The organism is Microbacterium hydrocarbonoxydans (assembly GCF_900105205.1).
GTDB classification, from domain to species: domain Bacteria; phylum Actinomycetota; class Actinomycetes; order Actinomycetales; family Microbacteriaceae; genus Microbacterium; species Microbacterium hydrocarbonoxydans.
Window position 1 is genome coordinate 262,697 of the sequence record NZ_FNSQ01000005.1, and the last position, 14,942, is coordinate 277,638.

Annotated in this window: 15 protein-coding genes and 1 tRNA gene; 10 read left to right on the top strand and 6 right to left on the bottom strand. The window is 66.6% G+C overall.

What is annotated here, in order from left to right:
* Nucleotides 1-253: 253 nt before the first annotated feature.
* The 3 genes from BLW44_RS01515 to cmtR form a co-directional block, all read right to left on the bottom strand.
* Nucleotides 254-1,222, bottom strand: a complete 969-nt coding sequence (locus tag BLW44_RS01515) for a permease (protein WP_245647366.1) — start codon at nt 1,220-1,222, stop codon at nt 254-256.
* Nucleotides 1,223-1,320: 98 nt separating this feature from the next.
* Entirely contained in the window at nt 1,321-1,926 is a 606-nt protein-coding gene (locus BLW44_RS01520) for a cadmium resistance transporter (RefSeq protein ID WP_060926248.1), read from the bottom strand.
* Nucleotides 1,923-2,282, bottom strand: a complete 360-nt coding sequence (gene cmtR / locus BLW44_RS01525) for a Cd(II)/Pb(II)-sensing metalloregulatory transcriptional regulator CmtR (protein WP_025103725.1) — start codon at nt 2,280-2,282, stop codon at nt 1,923-1,925. Before cmtR ends, BLW44_RS01520 begins: the two co-directional genes overlap by 4 nt.
* Nucleotides 2,283-2,537: 255 nt before the next feature.
* On the opposite strand from cmtR, the gene BLW44_RS01530 reads away from it, so the two are divergent.
* Nucleotides 2,538-2,990, top strand: a complete 453-nt coding sequence (locus BLW44_RS01530) for a signal peptidase II (RefSeq protein ID WP_227751423.1) — start codon at nt 2,538-2,540, stop codon at nt 2,988-2,990.
* 472 nt (nt 2,991-3,462) lie between these two features.
* Here the strand turns inward: BLW44_RS01530 and BLW44_RS01535 are convergent, their stop codons facing one another.
* Entirely contained in the window at nt 3,463-4,869 is a 1,407-nt protein-coding gene (locus tag BLW44_RS01535) for an LCP family protein (RefSeq protein ID WP_083389564.1), read from the bottom strand.
* An 81-nt stretch (nt 4,870-4,950) separates the two neighbouring features.
* Here BLW44_RS01535 and BLW44_RS18630 point away from each other — a divergent pair, with 81 nt between their 5' ends.
* The 3 genes from BLW44_RS18630 (at nt 4,951) to BLW44_RS01550 (ending at nt 6,486) form a co-directional block, all read left to right on the top strand.
* Nucleotides 4,951-5,319 (top strand): helix-turn-helix domain-containing protein, encoded by a 369-nt coding sequence (locus BLW44_RS18630; protein ID WP_060926247.1) that lies wholly within the window; start codon nt 4,951-4,953, stop codon nt 5,317-5,319.
* Between the two features lie 172 nt (nt 5,320-5,491).
* Nucleotides 5,492-6,004, top strand: coding sequence for an RNA polymerase sigma factor (locus BLW44_RS01545; protein ID WP_139305215.1), 513 nt, complete (start codon nt 5,492-5,494; stop codon nt 6,002-6,004).
* On the top strand, nt 6,001-6,486 hold the full coding sequence (locus tag BLW44_RS01550) for a hypothetical protein (RefSeq protein ID WP_139305216.1): 486 nt from the start codon (nt 6,001-6,003) through the stop codon (nt 6,484-6,486). The genes BLW44_RS01545 and BLW44_RS01550 overlap by 4 nt, the downstream gene beginning before the upstream one ends.
* Before the next feature lie 11 nt (nt 6,487-6,497).
* On the opposite strand, the gene BLW44_RS01555 is transcribed toward BLW44_RS01550, so the two are convergent.
* Both BLW44_RS01555 and BLW44_RS01560 read right to left on the bottom strand, forming a co-directional pair.
* Nucleotides 6,498-7,079, bottom strand: coding sequence for a hypothetical protein (locus BLW44_RS01555; protein WP_060926244.1), 582 nt, complete (start codon nt 7,077-7,079; stop codon nt 6,498-6,500).
* Nucleotides 7,080-7,443: 364 nt separating this feature from the next.
* Nucleotides 7,444-7,526 (bottom strand) — tRNA-Leu (locus BLW44_RS01560).
* Nucleotides 7,527-7,764: 238 nt separating this feature from the next.
* On the opposite strand from BLW44_RS01560, the gene BLW44_RS01565 reads away from it, so the two are divergent.
* Genes BLW44_RS01565 through BLW44_RS01590 form a run of 6 tightly spaced genes read left to right on the top strand, consistent with a single transcriptional unit; the run spans nt 7,765 to nt 14,900 of the window.
* Nucleotides 7,765-8,493, top strand: a complete 729-nt coding sequence (locus tag BLW44_RS01565) for an FhaA domain-containing protein (RefSeq protein ID WP_060926243.1) — start codon at nt 7,765-7,767, stop codon at nt 8,491-8,493.
* Complete coding sequence (locus BLW44_RS01570; RefSeq protein WP_060926242.1) at nt 8,490-9,008, top strand: FHA domain-containing protein FhaB/FipA; 519 nt, start codon at nt 8,490-8,492, stop codon at nt 9,006-9,008. Before BLW44_RS01565 ends, BLW44_RS01570 begins: the two co-directional genes overlap by 4 nt.
* A 7-nt stretch (nt 9,009-9,015) precedes the next feature.
* A complete protein-coding gene (locus BLW44_RS01575; RefSeq protein WP_060926241.1) occupies nt 9,016-10,317 on the top strand; it encodes a PP2C family protein-serine/threonine phosphatase in 1,302 nt (433 codons plus the stop codon).
* The gene (locus BLW44_RS01580) at nt 10,314-11,699 is read left to right on the top strand and encodes an FtsW/RodA/SpoVE family cell cycle protein (protein WP_060926240.1); all 1,386 of its coding nucleotides are present in this window, start codon (nt 10,314-10,316) and stop codon (nt 11,697-11,699) included. The genes BLW44_RS01575 and BLW44_RS01580 overlap by 4 nt, the downstream gene beginning before the upstream one ends.
* A 1-nt stretch (nt 11,700) precedes the next feature.
* The gene (locus tag BLW44_RS01585; protein WP_060926239.1) at nt 11,701-13,155 is read left to right on the top strand and encodes a peptidoglycan D,D-transpeptidase FtsI family protein; all 1,455 of its coding nucleotides are present in this window, start codon (nt 11,701-11,703) and stop codon (nt 13,153-13,155) included.
* Nucleotides 13,152-14,900, top strand: coding sequence for a protein kinase domain-containing protein (locus tag BLW44_RS01590; RefSeq protein WP_074731525.1), 1,749 nt, complete (start codon nt 13,152-13,154; stop codon nt 14,898-14,900). Before BLW44_RS01585 ends, BLW44_RS01590 begins: the two co-directional genes overlap by 4 nt.
* Nucleotides 14,901-14,942 lie beyond the last annotated feature (42 nt).

Sequence of the window (14,942 nt, forward strand, 5' to 3'; positions counted from 1 at the left end):
TGGTCGGCTGACTGTTTTGCGCTTGTTGGGATGCGTTCCGACGCGATCGGGTGAGCCCGAGCTCGCTTCTGGGATCCGCCGATAACGATCGTTTCCGGCGAGCTCGCATCCCACGTCCTTAGACGCCTGCCGCTAGCGCTCGCCGGTACCTGCTTTCGGCAGGCGTTTCTGGCTTGTCCCCCATCGGGCATTATCCACTCGGAGCCTCGAGGGCTCGAATGGCGATCCATCGACTCGGAACCCGTCATCGCCGCTACGCCAATACGTTGAGTCCCAGCCCGATCGTGAAGGCTGCGAGGAGCACGATTGCCACGATGCCCGCGAGAGTCCGGGTGCTAAACGTGGTGCGCAGGAGAGCGAGCATTTTGACGTCGACGAGGGGGCCGACGAGGAGGAGGGCGACGACTGATCCTGCGGAGAAGAATGACGCGAACGACAGGGCAAAGAACGCATCCACGTTCGAACAGATCGATACGACCATCGCGAGCAGAATCATTGCCACGATCGACATGACGGGATTGGATCCGACAGACAGGAGAACCTCACGGGGGATTAGCACCTGGATAGCACCGGCTAGGGCGCAGCCAATCACGAGTGCGGGCATGACTGCGCGGAACTCGACGACGAACTGGGTGAGGCTACGCCGACCGCGGCCACGGCTGCCTGACTCGTGGGCGGCCCTGTCGCACGCGTCACGGAACTGGTCAGTGAGGAGAGTTCCCGGATCGGGGTGACGGCTGTACAGCCAGCCGATGAGGTTGGCGATCGCGTAGCCGCCGAGAAGGCGCGCAATCAGAATGCCGTCATCGAATCCGAAGGCCTGGTGGGTCGTGAGAATGACGATCGGGTTGACGATCGGGGCTGCGATCAAGAAAGTGAGCGCATCAGGGACAGTGAAGCCGCGCATCAGCAGCCCCCGAGCAAACGGCACGTTGCCGCATTCGCAGACGGGGACGAACATGCCCAGGAGCGAGAGCACCATCCGACGCAGCCATGCCCGTCGCGGCATCCAACGTTCGAGCACCCCGGCGGGAATCCACACCTGCACGATGATCGACAAGACCACGCCGAGCGTGACGAATGGCATCGACTCAATGAGGACGCTGACAGCGAGTGTGAGGCCGTCCTGCGCGCGGGTCGGGAGGGAAACCGGGAAGAACGTCGGCGCAAAAACTTCGATCAGCAATAGTGCCGCAATCACGGACACGCCGACACCGACCATCGCCCACGCAGCACGCGAGCGAGCAGCAGGAGGTGCCCCGCTGCTCGCCCTGGTGGTCACCTGATCTGGCTCAGTCGACCGTGTCATCTGTGCTCGGCTCATCGCAGCCCGAATGCGCCACCACTAACCAGGATGAAGATGCCCAGACCGATCAGAACGAGCGGGAACAGCACGTGCTCCCAACGTTCCAGAATCTCCGCGATCGGTCGACGAGTAGCGATGAACTTTGCGACAACGACCAGGACCGCAACGAGGGCCAGGAACACCACGCAGTACGCGACGACCGCGGCAGGGCCCACGCTGAGGAACACGGGGACGTAGACGCCGATGTTGTCACCGCCGTTGGCGAAGGTGACCCCGGCCACAGCCCAGACCGCGACCTTCTTTCCTTCGATCTTGCCCTCGTCGTCATCGTCTTCGTCGCGATTGCGCCAGGCCTGCCATGCCGCCCAGAGACCCAAACCCAGGGGGATGAGGCCGAAGTAGGGAATGACTTCAGGGGGGAGGAACGCTCCTGCGCCGAGAGCAACGAGTACGGCGGCGCCGAGGATGCCAGCGAAGCCCAAATACTGTCCGAGCAGAATCCGGGTCGTTGTACCTCGTTGGCCCGCCCCTCGGGCGAAGAACAGCGAGAGCACGATGATGTCGTCGATGTTCGTTACCAGGAACAGACCAACTGCTTGGAGGATGGAGAGGAAGATCATGCGTTGACCTCCGTCGTGTAGCAGTCCGCAACTGTGCAGGTGGGGTCGATGCACTCGGCCTCGTGATCCACGGCCAGGGTCGTGTCCAGTAGAGCGGTCAGCGCCGTGGTCAGCCGAGGATCTGCGACCTCGTATCGAGTGCGCCGCCCCTCGGGCTCTGCCACGACGATGCCGCAGTCACGGAGGCAAGTGAGATGGTTGGAGACGTTCGATGGGCTCAGACCCAGCTCGCGGGCGAGCGCCGCCGGATAGATCGGGCCGTCAAGCAGCGACATAAGAATGCGTGATCGCGTCGAGTCGGCCATAGCGCGGCCGAGGCGATTCATCACGTCCAAGCGAGTGGTAATAGTCAGCACTCAATGAATATACACGCTTGGATGTATGATCGGCTACGGCGCCAGATCATCCGACAAGGCGCGATCCGAAGCGTCTCGACTACCTGGGTCTACCCGCTAGTGCAGCGCTCGACGTCAAGGAATCTCCATCATGCACACTTCGATATCCGGGCCCGGCCACCGAGCAGCCGCACACCGCCCCTCCCGCACGAGCGGCACATGGTGAGGCGGAATCGAAGTCGGAGGCTGGTTGTTGCGCTCCTGATCGCGTTCAGTATGACCGTGATCGACCAGGGTTCGAAGGCTTTAGCCCTGACCCAGCTCAGCGAGAACGAGCGCATTCCCCTAGTTGGTGATCTGCTGGGCCTCCAACTTGCATTCAATCCCGGCACAGTCATGTCGCTCGGGTCGGGGAGCACGTGGGTGTTTACTGTGATCGGAGTTGCAGCGACGATCGCGCTGGTCTACGTTGCGTGGCGATCGAAGTCGATCGCGTGGGCGGTGGCTATCGGATTCGTCTGGGGCGGAGCGATGGGGAACCTCATCGATCGACTCCTTGCCCCGCCCGGGTTTGGCATCGGTCATGTGACCGATTTCCTCGCCTACGGCAACCTCTTCATTGGCAACATCGCGGATATCTCCATCGGCATCGGCGTGGGCCTGGGCCTCATTCAGATCATCCGGTATCCCCGCCCGGAGCTTCCCCGTGGACAGTCCCCTGGTGCTTGACCTCCGCAAACTCATCTCGTCTTTACCGTAGTCACCTGCTTGCCATGTCCGCGTGAATCTCCTCCCCGTGCTGGGACGCTCGCGCTGCATGGGTCACGCGAAGATGGCTTCAGCGCCCGCCGAAATCGATCGTTTGCGGCGGTGTCGTCGTCGCGTACGACCGAATCGCGACACGACGTCGATTGATCCGCCGAAACCCCCTGCCGAAACCGAAACGCGCCGGAACTCGGCTGGACCGTTTTCGGCATGGCAATCGAATGCGGATACGCCCGAGTCTCGAGGCGGGAGCAGCACGCAAGATGCAGGAGACCGGGTTTTTGTGCGCTGTCGGCCGCAAAGCCGGACCGCACGAGAGGGATCATGGGAGGAAGGGGATACCCCGGCGAGTCGTTCCGACAGCTTTCAGCGAAGAATTCCGCCGGCTAGGCGTCCACCCGCTCCGGATCACCCCGCGCCGATCACCCCACGCCGATCATCCGGCGCAGAGGTCGGTGTCAGCGCTGCGGCTGACCGCGTCGACCGGCCGCGACGGGGGCGGCGTCTCCCGAGGCTGTGACGTCAGCTCGGTGTAGTCGGCACCGAGGAGGAGCTGCACGCCGTCGACGTCTCCGGTCTGGACCGTCACGGCGATGCCCAGCTCTGCGGCGAGCGCCTGCGCGGTCTGCTGCGCCTCCGGGGTGTCGGCGGCGGTGATCACCGTGGCGGCTGCCGGGTCGGCATTCGCGATGCCCGCGACGACGTAGCCGTACCCCGTGGCGTCTTCGGAGACGCGCGAGGCGAGACCGCTCACACCCGCGCCGTTGAGGATCTGCACCGGTGCGGTGCGCACCATGACGTCGGGCTCGGCCTCGTCGGTCGCGAGCACGATCGGCGCGTCGTCGATGAGCGCACGGAAGATGACGTCGGCATCCGCGGTGGGAACGACCCGGTTCGGATCCTGTGGAGCCTCCGTGGTGGGCATCGTGAGGAAGGTGACGCTGCTCATCGGGACGTTCGCGACCCGTGCGGCGAGGCCTGCGAGGTCGGTCAGCGCACCGAGTCCGGGGTCGACGGTCATCGATGACGTCACCGCGTCGAGGAAGGCATAGAGCCGGTCGGGCCGGACGAGCACGTCGGACTTGGTGGCCTTCTGCACGATCGCCGAGAGCACCATCTGCTGGTGGCCGAGGCGCGCGATGTCGCTCTCCTCGGCGAGTGCGTGGCGGGTCCGAGCCAGCGCGAGGGCCTGGTCGCCGTTGATCGACTGCGCCCCGGCGGGCAGATCGAGGCGTGCGTGGCCGTCCTGCAGCGGCTCGGGAAGGCACACGTCGATGCCGCCCATCGCATCGACCATCCCGATGAACCCCTCGAAGTCCATCTGCACGAAGTGATCGATCGGCACCCCCGTGAGCTGTTCGACGGCGGCGACCGAGCACGCGGGTCCGTACTGCAACGCGGAGTTCAGCATCGCCCAGCCGCCCTCGAACGAGCCGCTCCCGGTGTCCTCGCACGCGGGAAGATCCCCCACCGTGTCGCGCGGCAGCTGCACGGCGTCGATCCGAGTGCTGTCGCTGGAGATGTGAGCGAGCACCATGGCGTCGCTGCGTTCGCTGCCGTCGTCCTCGCCGAAGCCATCCGATGCGAGCGCCCGCGAGTCGGAGCCCAGGAGGAGGATGTTGAGGTCTCCCGTCGCGAGCGCCGGCTCCTCGGTCCCTGGGCGTAGCGGGGCGGTCTGGATGTTGCCCTGCAGCTGCGCGTAGACCACCGCACCGACCGCGACGAGAGCGACGACGATCAGCGCGCTGATCCAGCCGATCACGCGCCGGCGACGGCGACGTGGTCGGGCCGACGACGTGGGCTCGGTGGTCGGGTCGCTCTGGGGGGAAGCTGGCGGTCTCACTGGATCACATCATCACGAAGAGCGTCGGATGACAAATGAGCGGATGTGGAACCACCCGCTCGCTGCCGGACATTCCTCTATATGAGGTCCCATGATCTGGCCGCTCTGCGCGAGCGGTGCGTCGCTCTCATCGAGGCGCATTCGAGGAATCCCGCCGTGAACCCGCACTGGCTCGCCCGCGAGCTCTTCGTGTCCCGAAGACAACTCGACCGGGCGTTCAGCGGAGGACCCGGAGTAGCGGAGATGCTGGGCCGGCAGCGGGTGCGGCACGTCGTGATCCTGGCGGCCCGCAATCCTCGAGTGCCGATGTCGGAGATCGCGATGCACTGCGGCTACGGGACGTACGAGACCCTCCGGGCGCAGTGTCACCGATATCTGCAGCGGTCTCCTCGGGACGCATGCCGAGCTCACCGCCTTTCCTTGAGGACTGCGGAGTCCGCGGCGGCCTGACGAGGCCCGCCACGGACTCTGCAGAGGATGCGGGACGTAGACTCGTGTCACGGATCAGCGCAGGGACCGTGACGTGTGAGGTGGAATCTTGTCGGACAGGCTCGAACGCGATGCGCCGAGCGACGGGGAGCTTCTCTTTCGCCTGTCGCGCGGTGACGAGCCGGCCTACCGCATGCTGCACGATCGCCATCAGGCGCCGGTCTTCAGGATGTCGCTCGTGTTGATGCGCACCAGTTGGGATGCCGAAGAGGTCGCGGCGACGGCGTTCTTCGAACTGTGGCGCAAGCGGGACAAGGTCCGCATGGTCGACGGATCTGTGCTGCCGTGGCTGCTCGCCACGACGTCGTTCGCCGCCAAGAACAGCTTGCGCTCGCATCGCCGATATCAGCGTCTGCTCAACCGCATCCCTCACGAGGAGCAGGTTCCCGACCATGCCGAGGAGGTCGCCCGCGCGATGGATGCGCTGAAGATCTCGGAGAGCGTCCGCGAAGCACTGCTGCAGCTGAATCCCCGCGAAGCGGGCGTCGTCGTGCTCTGCGTCATCCATGAGCTGCCCATCGCCGAAGCCGCCGTCGTCCTGGGCATCCCGGAAGGTACGGTCAAGTCCCGTCTCTCACGGGTGAAGAACCGGCTGAGAGGTCAGCTGCATGACTACGCCCCAGCAGCAGAGGAGGCACACGCGTGAGTGATCGCATGCCGCACCACCGGGAAGTGCAGGACCTCCTCATCGAGCAGATGCGTCGGGATCTGTCGCGTCCGAAGTGGTGGAAGACCATCTGGGGGCGCGTGGCGATCGCTGCCGGCATCCTGTCCGTCGCCGGCGCTGGTGTCGCCGCGGTGGTCCTCCTCGACGAGAAACCCGTGAGCGAGACCGGCGTGGTCTACTGCCTCGAAGGTCCGTACCGAAACGCCGACGGGTCGCTGTCGGGTGCGGCGGCCAGCATCGCCACCCCGGACGGCGTCGTCGCCATCGAAGACGCTGAAGCCCTCTGCACCCAGATGTGGGAAGGGGGCGCGTTCGCCGACAACGACGAACTCTCCGCCACCCCCTCCCCCGGTACTGCGCCCTCCGAGTACACGACGTGCGTGACCGACGAGGGCGAAGCCGCCGTCGTGCCCGGCACCATCGAGTGCTCGGTCCTCAGGCTGCATCCCTTCCAGGGGTAGCAGGATGCGGATCAGCCCCAGGTCCCTGCGGGCCGATAGACGATCGACGAAGTCTTGCCAGCCAACGCTCCCAGCGTCGCGCAGTACGACGTGCATGTGATCTTGGCGCCGGTGTAGCTCGTGCCGTCATACTGCGTCGACCAGCAGTTGTTGAGGCCTTCGGCCGAGCGGACGTTGTTGTTCCAGGCGGAGGCGATGGTCGGGAATCCGTACGTCGATGCGTGGCATCCGCTGCCGGATCCATAGTGGATGAGGACCGTACCGGCCCGAGAGACCCCGGTCCACGCCTTCCCCACGATGACCGTCGAAGCGGCCGCGCGAGCAGAGCGTGCGGACTCCTCTGCGGGTTGCAGCTGGTCGAGGGCGCCGGGGGCGCCGTCTTCGATGAACTGCTCCGCCTCTTCGACCGAATCGAAACAGGACATCACCAGAGGGATGTCGTCAGGGAGGGGCTGTCCGTCAGGTACGGCGATGCCGCCGACGGCGCAGGCCGCCGGCTCCTCCGAGGCGGTGTCTGCGAGAGCCGATGCGGGCGTGGCCACAGCGAGCAGGGTGATGAGCGCTGCGGATGCGAACGAGAATCGAGCGGGCACGGGAAGCTCCTCCGATAGGGATGGATTTGCTTCGGTATGTCCGAGCCCGCTGTCGCGGTTCCGTCGCCCCGTGGAGGTTCAGTCCGTGTTCCGGGTGTTGACGCGGGAGTCGTCTCCGACCTCGGCGCGATCTCTGCAGCGCTAGGAAGGCGATGCGCGTGAGGTCGTCGACGCGCAGGTTCGCTCCTCTGCGATACCGTTCGGTTGCTCGGGCTTCACCGATGAACCACATTCCGACCGATGCCAGAGGGTCAGAGCCAGAAAATGCTGGCTGACCTGGACAAAAAAGTGGCCTGAGCTCGTAAACGAACTCAGGCCACTTTCATAAACATCGTGATGCTAGAAACCTAATAACACCTCGCTGTGCGCGAGGGGGGACTTGAACCCCCACGTCCATAAGGACACTGGCACCTGAAGCCAGCGCGTCTACCATTCCGCCACTCGCGCGAGTCGTCTCGTTCCGAAGAACTCAACTTCCCAAAGATATCACGCGTTCCGCCCTGCCAAGAAACCGAGGCCGGCACCCTCCGCATCCGCCGCCGGAAAGGCAAGGAAGGGAGGCCGCACCCCGGACCGCCACCACCCCTCCCGCCCCGGATTCTCGGCGGTTTCCCGCCTCGCGAGGGCGTTCACCCAGCACACCTGGCTACGATGTGCGTACCGGTCGGTATGCCAGAGGAGCCCAGTGGGACTACTTGACAGCTTTGAGAAGGGTCTCGAGCGCGCTGTGAACAGCGCCTTCGCGAAGACCTTCCGCAGCGGCATCCAGCCCGTGGAGATCGCTTCGGCGCTTCGGCGTGAAGCAGACACCAAGGCGGCTGTGGTGAGCCGCGACCGCATCATCACGCCCAACAGCTACGTCGTGGGACTCAGCACCGACGACGCCGAGCGGATGCGGGGCCTCGGCGGCGCACTCACCGATGAACTGCACGCGCTGCTCACGAAGCACGCCAAGTCGCAGGGATACAGCTTCTCCGGCCCGCTGTCGATCAGCCTCGAAGCCGACGACAAGATCGCGACCGGCACCGTCCACGTCAGCTCCGGCACGGTCGAGGGCCGGGTCAACTGGCAGGCCGTGATCGACGTCGACGGGCGCCGTCACTCGCTGACCCGTGCGCGCACGATTATCGGACGCGGCACGGATGCTGACATCACCATCGCGGATGCAGGCTCCAGCCGGAAGCACGTCGAGGTGCTGTGGGACGGCGAGCGCGCCATGATGCGCGACCTCGGCTCGACCAACGGCACCAAGGTCGACGGGCAGAAGGTGCGCGAGGCGTCGCTCTCCTCCGACACGACTCTGACCATCGGACGCACCGATCTGGTGTTCCGCATCGTCCCCGTCACGACTCCGTCACGCCCGCCGCGGCCCCGTGACGACGACGCGACCCGTGCGTTCGGAGCCCTCTCGTGAGCACTCCCAGTGAACTCGTCCTCCTGCTGCTGCGCGTCGGCTTCCTGCTGCTGCTGTGGTTCTTCGTGTTCGGCGTCGTGTACTCGCTGCGAGCCGACCTCTTCGGCATGAAGGTGCGCAAGCTCCCGACCGAGGGCCCGGCGGCGAGCGCCGCGCCGGCACCGGCGGCGGCATCCCGTCCCTCCTCCTCGAAGCCGAGCACCGGCCCCGCGACCGTCGCGACCGCCAAGCGCCTGGTCATCACGTCGGGTCCGAAGGCGGGGCTCGAACTCCCCCTCGGCTCCGACACCCTCACGATCGGGCGCTCGAGCGAGTCCGCCCTCGTGATCCGCGACGACTACACGTCCAGCCACCATGCGCGCCTGCTGCTGCGCGGAGACAGCTGGGCCATCCAGGATCTGGACTCGACCAACGGCACCTTCGTCGCCGGTCAGCGGGTGACCGGCGGCCCGGTCGGCCTCTCTCTCGGCACTCCGATCAAGGTGGGCGCCACGACCTTCGAGCTGCGAGCCTGACCCGGGCATGGTCTTCGAAGGCTCGAGCGCCGCGATCTCCCACACCGGGAAGGTCCGCTCCAACAACCAGGATTCCGGATACTCCGGGGCCAACCTCTTCGTCGTCGCCGACGGCATGGGCGGCCACGCCGGAGGCGATGTGGCCTCGAGCCTCGCGATCCACCGGATGGAGCCGCTCGACCAGCCGTACACGTCCACCGAAGACGCGCAGGCATCGCTGCAGGCCGCGGCGACCACGGCCGCCGGCGACCTGATCCGCGCCGCGAAGGATCGTCCGGAGCTCGCCGGCCTCGGCACCACCCTCAGCGCGATCATCATGGTCGACGACTTCGCGGTCATCGGCCACATCGGCGACTCGCGCATCTATCTCTACCGCGACGACGCACTCACCCAGATCACGGCCGACCACACCTTCGTGCAGCGGCTCGTCGACTCGGGGCGCATCACTCCCGAGGAAGCTCGCTACCACCCGCGCCGTTCTGTGCTGATGCGCGTGCTCAGCGACATGGACGCCGACCCCGAGCTGGACATGTTCGTCATGCACACCCAGCCCGGCGACCGCTGGTTGCTGTGCTCGGACGGACTCTCGGGCGTCGTCGACGAGGCGCACATCCTCAAGGCGATGCGCATGGGGATGGCTCCCGGCCGCACGGCCGACAACCTGCTGAAGCAGGCCCTCGACGGCGGAGCCCCCGACAACGTCACGATCGTCCTCGTCGAGGTCGGCGGCCAGCACGCCATGCACTCGGGCACCGCGACGATCGTCGGCTCGGCGTCGAACCCCGCCAACGTCACGGTCCCCCCGGTACGTGCCCCGCGCGGCAACTGGCTGCACCCGGTGCGCCAGGCCGCGAACGAGCCCAGCCATTTCGAGCCAGCCCCCGAGTACCTCGAGGAGCTGATCGAAGAGGACCGGCGCCGCGCCAAGCGTCGCCGAATCGGCTGGATCGCCGGGATGCTCGTGGTCATCGCGATGCTCGTGTTCGCCGCTTTTGCGGCCTACAGCTGGACCCAGACCCGCTACTTCGTCGGTGCCGATGAAGACAGCGTCGTGATCTATCAGGGCGTGCAACAGAACATCGGCCCGATCACCCTGTCGACACCGCTGCGCGACACCGACATCCTGCTCGCGAATCTGCCGCCGTATCAACGCGATTCCGTCGAGCGCACCATCACGGCACGCTCGTTCGCCGACGCCGAGGCGATCGTCACGCGTCTGCAGGCCGGAGCCGATCGCGTGACCGGTGAGACGCCGCTGCCCACTCCCCTGCCCACGCCGAGCCCGACACCGACGGAGGACGCCGGATGAGCACCGACGTCACGGCCGACACCAGCGTCATCAAGGCGCTCAAGCGCATGCGGATGCCGCAGACGCAGCGCAACCGCGAGTTCTGGCTGCTCCTGTTCGCCGTCGCGCTCAGCGGCGCATCCCTGACCCTCGTGCAGCTCGGCGCACTCGGACTCATCGACCCGATGATCCTGGCGATCGGCGGCGGCCTGGCCGTACTGGCCTTCGCCGTGCACTTCGTGCTGCGCGCCGTCGCCTCGGACGCGGACCCGTTCGTCCTCCCGATCGCGACCCTGCTGACCGGCCTCGGCATCGCGATGATCTACCGCATCGACATCGCCCAGTCGCTCACCGGCTGGAACGCCTACTCGACGAAGCAGCTCGCGTGGACCGCGATCTCCCTCGCCGGCGCGATCGCGGTCGTGATCCTGCTGCGCAATTACCGGGTGCTGTTCCGCTACACGTACATCTTCGGCCTCTCCGGCATCCTGCTGCTGCTCCTGCCCTTCGTGCCCGGACTGCGCATCCCCGACGCGAACGCGCAGGTGTGGGTGTCACTCGGCGGCATGTTCGCGTTCCAGCCGGGAGAGCTCGCGAAGATCTGCCTGGCGATCTTCTTCGCCGGCTACCTGGTGCGCACCCGCGAGAGCCTCACCTCGGTGGGAACCAGGTTCCTCGGCATCACCTGGCCCCGCATGCGGGAGCTCGGACCCGTGCTCGTCGTCTGGGCGATCTCGCTCGGCATCATCGTGATCCAGCGCGACCTCGGCACCGGAACCCTGATCTTCGGCATGTTCGTCGCGATGCTCTACGTGGCCACCGGCAAGACCAGCTGGGTGCTCATCGGCCTCGCGCTGGTCGCGGCCGGCGTCGCCGTCGCCACGCAGATCCTCAGCTACGTGCAGGGGCGGTTCACGAACTGGCTGTTCCTCTTCGACCCCGAGAAGGTCGACCCCGACGGCGCCGGCTTCCAGCCCATGCAGGGACTGTTCGGCCTCGCACATGGCGGACTGCTCGGCACTGGCTGGGGGCAGGGTCGCCCCGAGGTCACTCCGCTCGCGCATAGCGACTACATCATCACCAGCCTCGGCGAGGAGATCGGCCTGATCGGCCTGTTCGCGATCCTCAGCCTCTACATGGTGTTCGTCAGCCGCGGCGTCCGCATCGGTCTCGCCGGGCAGGACGACTTCGGCAAGCTGCTCGCGACCGGCCTCTCCTTCACGATCGCGCTGCAGGTCTTCATCATGGTCGGCGGTGTGACCAGGGTCATCCCGCTCACCGGTCTCACCACTCCGTTCCTCGCCGCGGGTGGATCGTCCCTCATCGCCAACTGGCTGATCGTGGCGATCCTGCTGCGCATCTCCGACGGCGTCCGCAGTCAACCCAGGGCGGTGATCGGCTGACATGACGAAGGAACTCCGCAGACTCAGCATCGTGATGCTGTTCATGTTCATCTCGCTGTTCGCCGCGACCAGCTGGATCCAGGTCGTCGAGGCCGACTCGCTCGGCCAGAACAGCAACAACCGGCGCACCCTGCTCGACAGCTACGAGATCCAGCGCGGCTCGATCATCGTCGACGACGTGGCGATCGCCTCGTCCACGCCATCCGACGATCGCTACCAGTTCCAGCGCGTCTACACGGATGCCGCGATGTGGGCGCCGGTGACCGGCTACTTCAACCCGGCGCTGCAGTCGGCCACGGGCATCGAGCGGGCGATGAACGGCGACCTGTCCGGCACCGGCTCGAGCGCGTTCTTCGCCGAGATCGAGCGCATCCTGTCCGGCCAGCCGCAGCGCGGATTCAGCGTCGAGCTGACTCTCGACAGCGCCGCACAGCGCGCCGCCTACGAGGGCCTGGAGGGACTCAACGGCGCGGTCGTCGCGATCGAGCCGAAGACCGGCCGCATCCTCGCCATGGTCTCGACACCGGGCTTCGACACGAATTCGCTCGCCAGCCACGACGCGGATGCCGCGAACTCCGCCTACGACATTCTCGACGAGGATCCGAACAAGCCGCTGTCGAACCGCGCGATCGCCGGCGACCTCAACCCTCCCGGCTCGACGTTCAAGCTCGTCGTCGCGGCCGCGGCCTACGCCTCCGGCGACTACACGCCCTCGTCGACTCTGCCGAACCCCGCCCGCTACCAGCTGCCCGGCTCCACGAACACTGTGGCGAACGCGTGGGGAGGCACCTGCGGAAGCGGCGCCACGGTCACGATCTCCGAGGCCATCCGGCTGAGTTGCAACATCCCGATGGCGGAGCTCGCCGTGAAGCTGGGCGACGACGCGATCCGCGAGATGGCGGAGAAGTTCGGCTTCAACCAGAGCTTCGCCACCCCCCTCGAATCGACCCCCTCGAGCTACCCCCGCGCCCTCGACGACGCGCAGACCGCCCTGACCGGATTCGGCCAGGGTCAGGTCACCGCGACACCGCTGCAGATCGCCATGGTGGCGGCCGGCATCGCGAACGACGGCGTGGTGATGAACCCCCGTCTGATCGACACGGTCATCGGCAACGACCTCTCGGTCGTCCGCGCCTTCGAGGACTCCGAGTTCGGTCGGGCCCTCGAAGCGACGGTGGCCGACGACGTGACGGCGTCGATGGTCGCGAGCGTCTCAAACGGCGCCGCTCAGGGTGCAAGAATAGACGGGGTCGATGTGGCCGGGAAGACCGGTACGACCGAGAACGATGACAACCCGTACACGTTGTGGTTCACCGGTTTCGCGCCGGCGAACGACCCCGAGGTTGCAGTAGCGGTCCTCGTCGAAGACGGCGGTGGACAAGGGCAGTCAGGATCCGGCGACACCATCGCCGCTCCGATTGCGAAGAAGGTCATAGAGGCGGTGCTGGGCAGATGAGACCGACGCAGGGTGTGTCGTTCGGTGGTCGCTACGAGCTGCAGTCGCGTATTGCGATCGGCGGCATGGGCGAGGTGTGGGAGGCGACGGATCACGTCATCGGCCGCACCGTGGCCATCAAGATCCTCAAGGACGAGTACATGGGGGACCCCGGGTTCCTCGAGCGGTTCCGCGCTGAGGCGCGCCATGCCGCACTCGTCAATCACGAGGGCATCGCGAGCGTCTTCGACTACGGCGAGGAGAACGGCAGCGCCTACCTCGTCATGGAGCTCGTGCCCGGCGAGGCCCTGTCGACTGTGCTGGAGCGCGATGGCGCCCTGAGCGCCGACAAGACGCTCGACATCGTCGCGCAGACGGCATCCGCTCTGCAGGCGGCGCACGCCGCTGGTCTCGTGCACCGCGACATCAAGCCGGGAAACCTGCTGATCACGCCCGACGGCCGCGTCAAGATCACCGACTTCGGCATCGCCCGCATCGCCGACCAGGTGCCGCTGACGGCCACCGGCCAGGTCATGGGCACCGTGCAGTACCTCTCGCCGGAGCAGGCGTCGGGCCACCCCGCCTCCCCCGCCACCGACACGTACTCGCTCGGCATCGTCGCCTACGAATGCCTCGCGGGCAAGCGCCCGTTCACGGGTGAGTCGCAGGTCGCGATCGCGATGGCGCAGATCAACGAGCAGCCCCCGCCGCTGCCGCCGACCGTGCCGATCCCGGTGCAGAACCTCGTCATGGCGATGATCGCCAAGAAGCCGGCCGACCGTCCGTCGTCCTCCGCCACCGTGGCCCGCGCCGCACAGGCACTGCGCCGTGGCGACCTGAACTCCGCAGCGATCGCCGTCCCGGCCATCGCGACCGGTGGAGTGGCATCCGACGATGCGACCCGTCTGCTCAGCGCGAGCGGCGACGACGGGGCCACGCGCATCCTGCCGACGACCGCACAGCTCCCGACCGGAGAGGATGCGGTCGACGAGGACGAGAAGAAGAAGAAGAAGCGCAGTCCCTGGACCTGGCCTCTCATCGCTCTGATCGCCCTCCTCGTGATCGTGCTGGCCGGCACCGTCTTCGCCCTGATGAACCAGGGAGACGGCGACCCCGAGCCCACGAAGTCGACGACCACGAGCGCGACTCCCAAGCCGACGCCGACAGAGGTCGAGACCGAAGAGCCCGCTCAGGTCGACGTCGATGCTCTCGGCCTCGAAGGCATGCAGTGCGAGGCCGCTCGGACCGCGGCGATCAACGCCGGTCTGCAGGCCGAGTGCGTGGTCGGCAACACCGTCGCGTCGTCGCCCGACCAGGTCGGCACCGTCGAATCCGTGCAGCCGGGTGGGAATGTGCCAGAGGGCACCACGCTCACCCTGACGACGTTCAAGGAGCCGGTGCAGGTCGGAAAGCCCTCCGGCACGCCGACGCTCGCCGGTGAGCCGACCGAGGGCCAGCCCGTCACGCTGAACTGGCCGAGCTTCGAGTGCCCCTCCGGCACCGGCGCTCGCTCTGCCTTCGAGGTCACGCTGACGAATGCGACGTTCTCCGGTGGTAACGCCGGGGAGTCGATCCGCAGCTTCGGCCCGAGCGTCCTGTCGACGCAGATCGTGCCCGGAACGGCCGGACAGACCGTCACAGCGACGTTCCGCGTCTTCTGCGGCAGTGACAGGCCGTCGGAGCAGTCCGACCCGATGCCCGGCGCGATCATCCTGCCCGCGGCTCCCGTCGACGGCGGAGACGGTGGCGGCGAAGACGCAGGTTGATCGCCGACTCGCACCGTAGGCTGAGAGCATTCATCAGGTCGT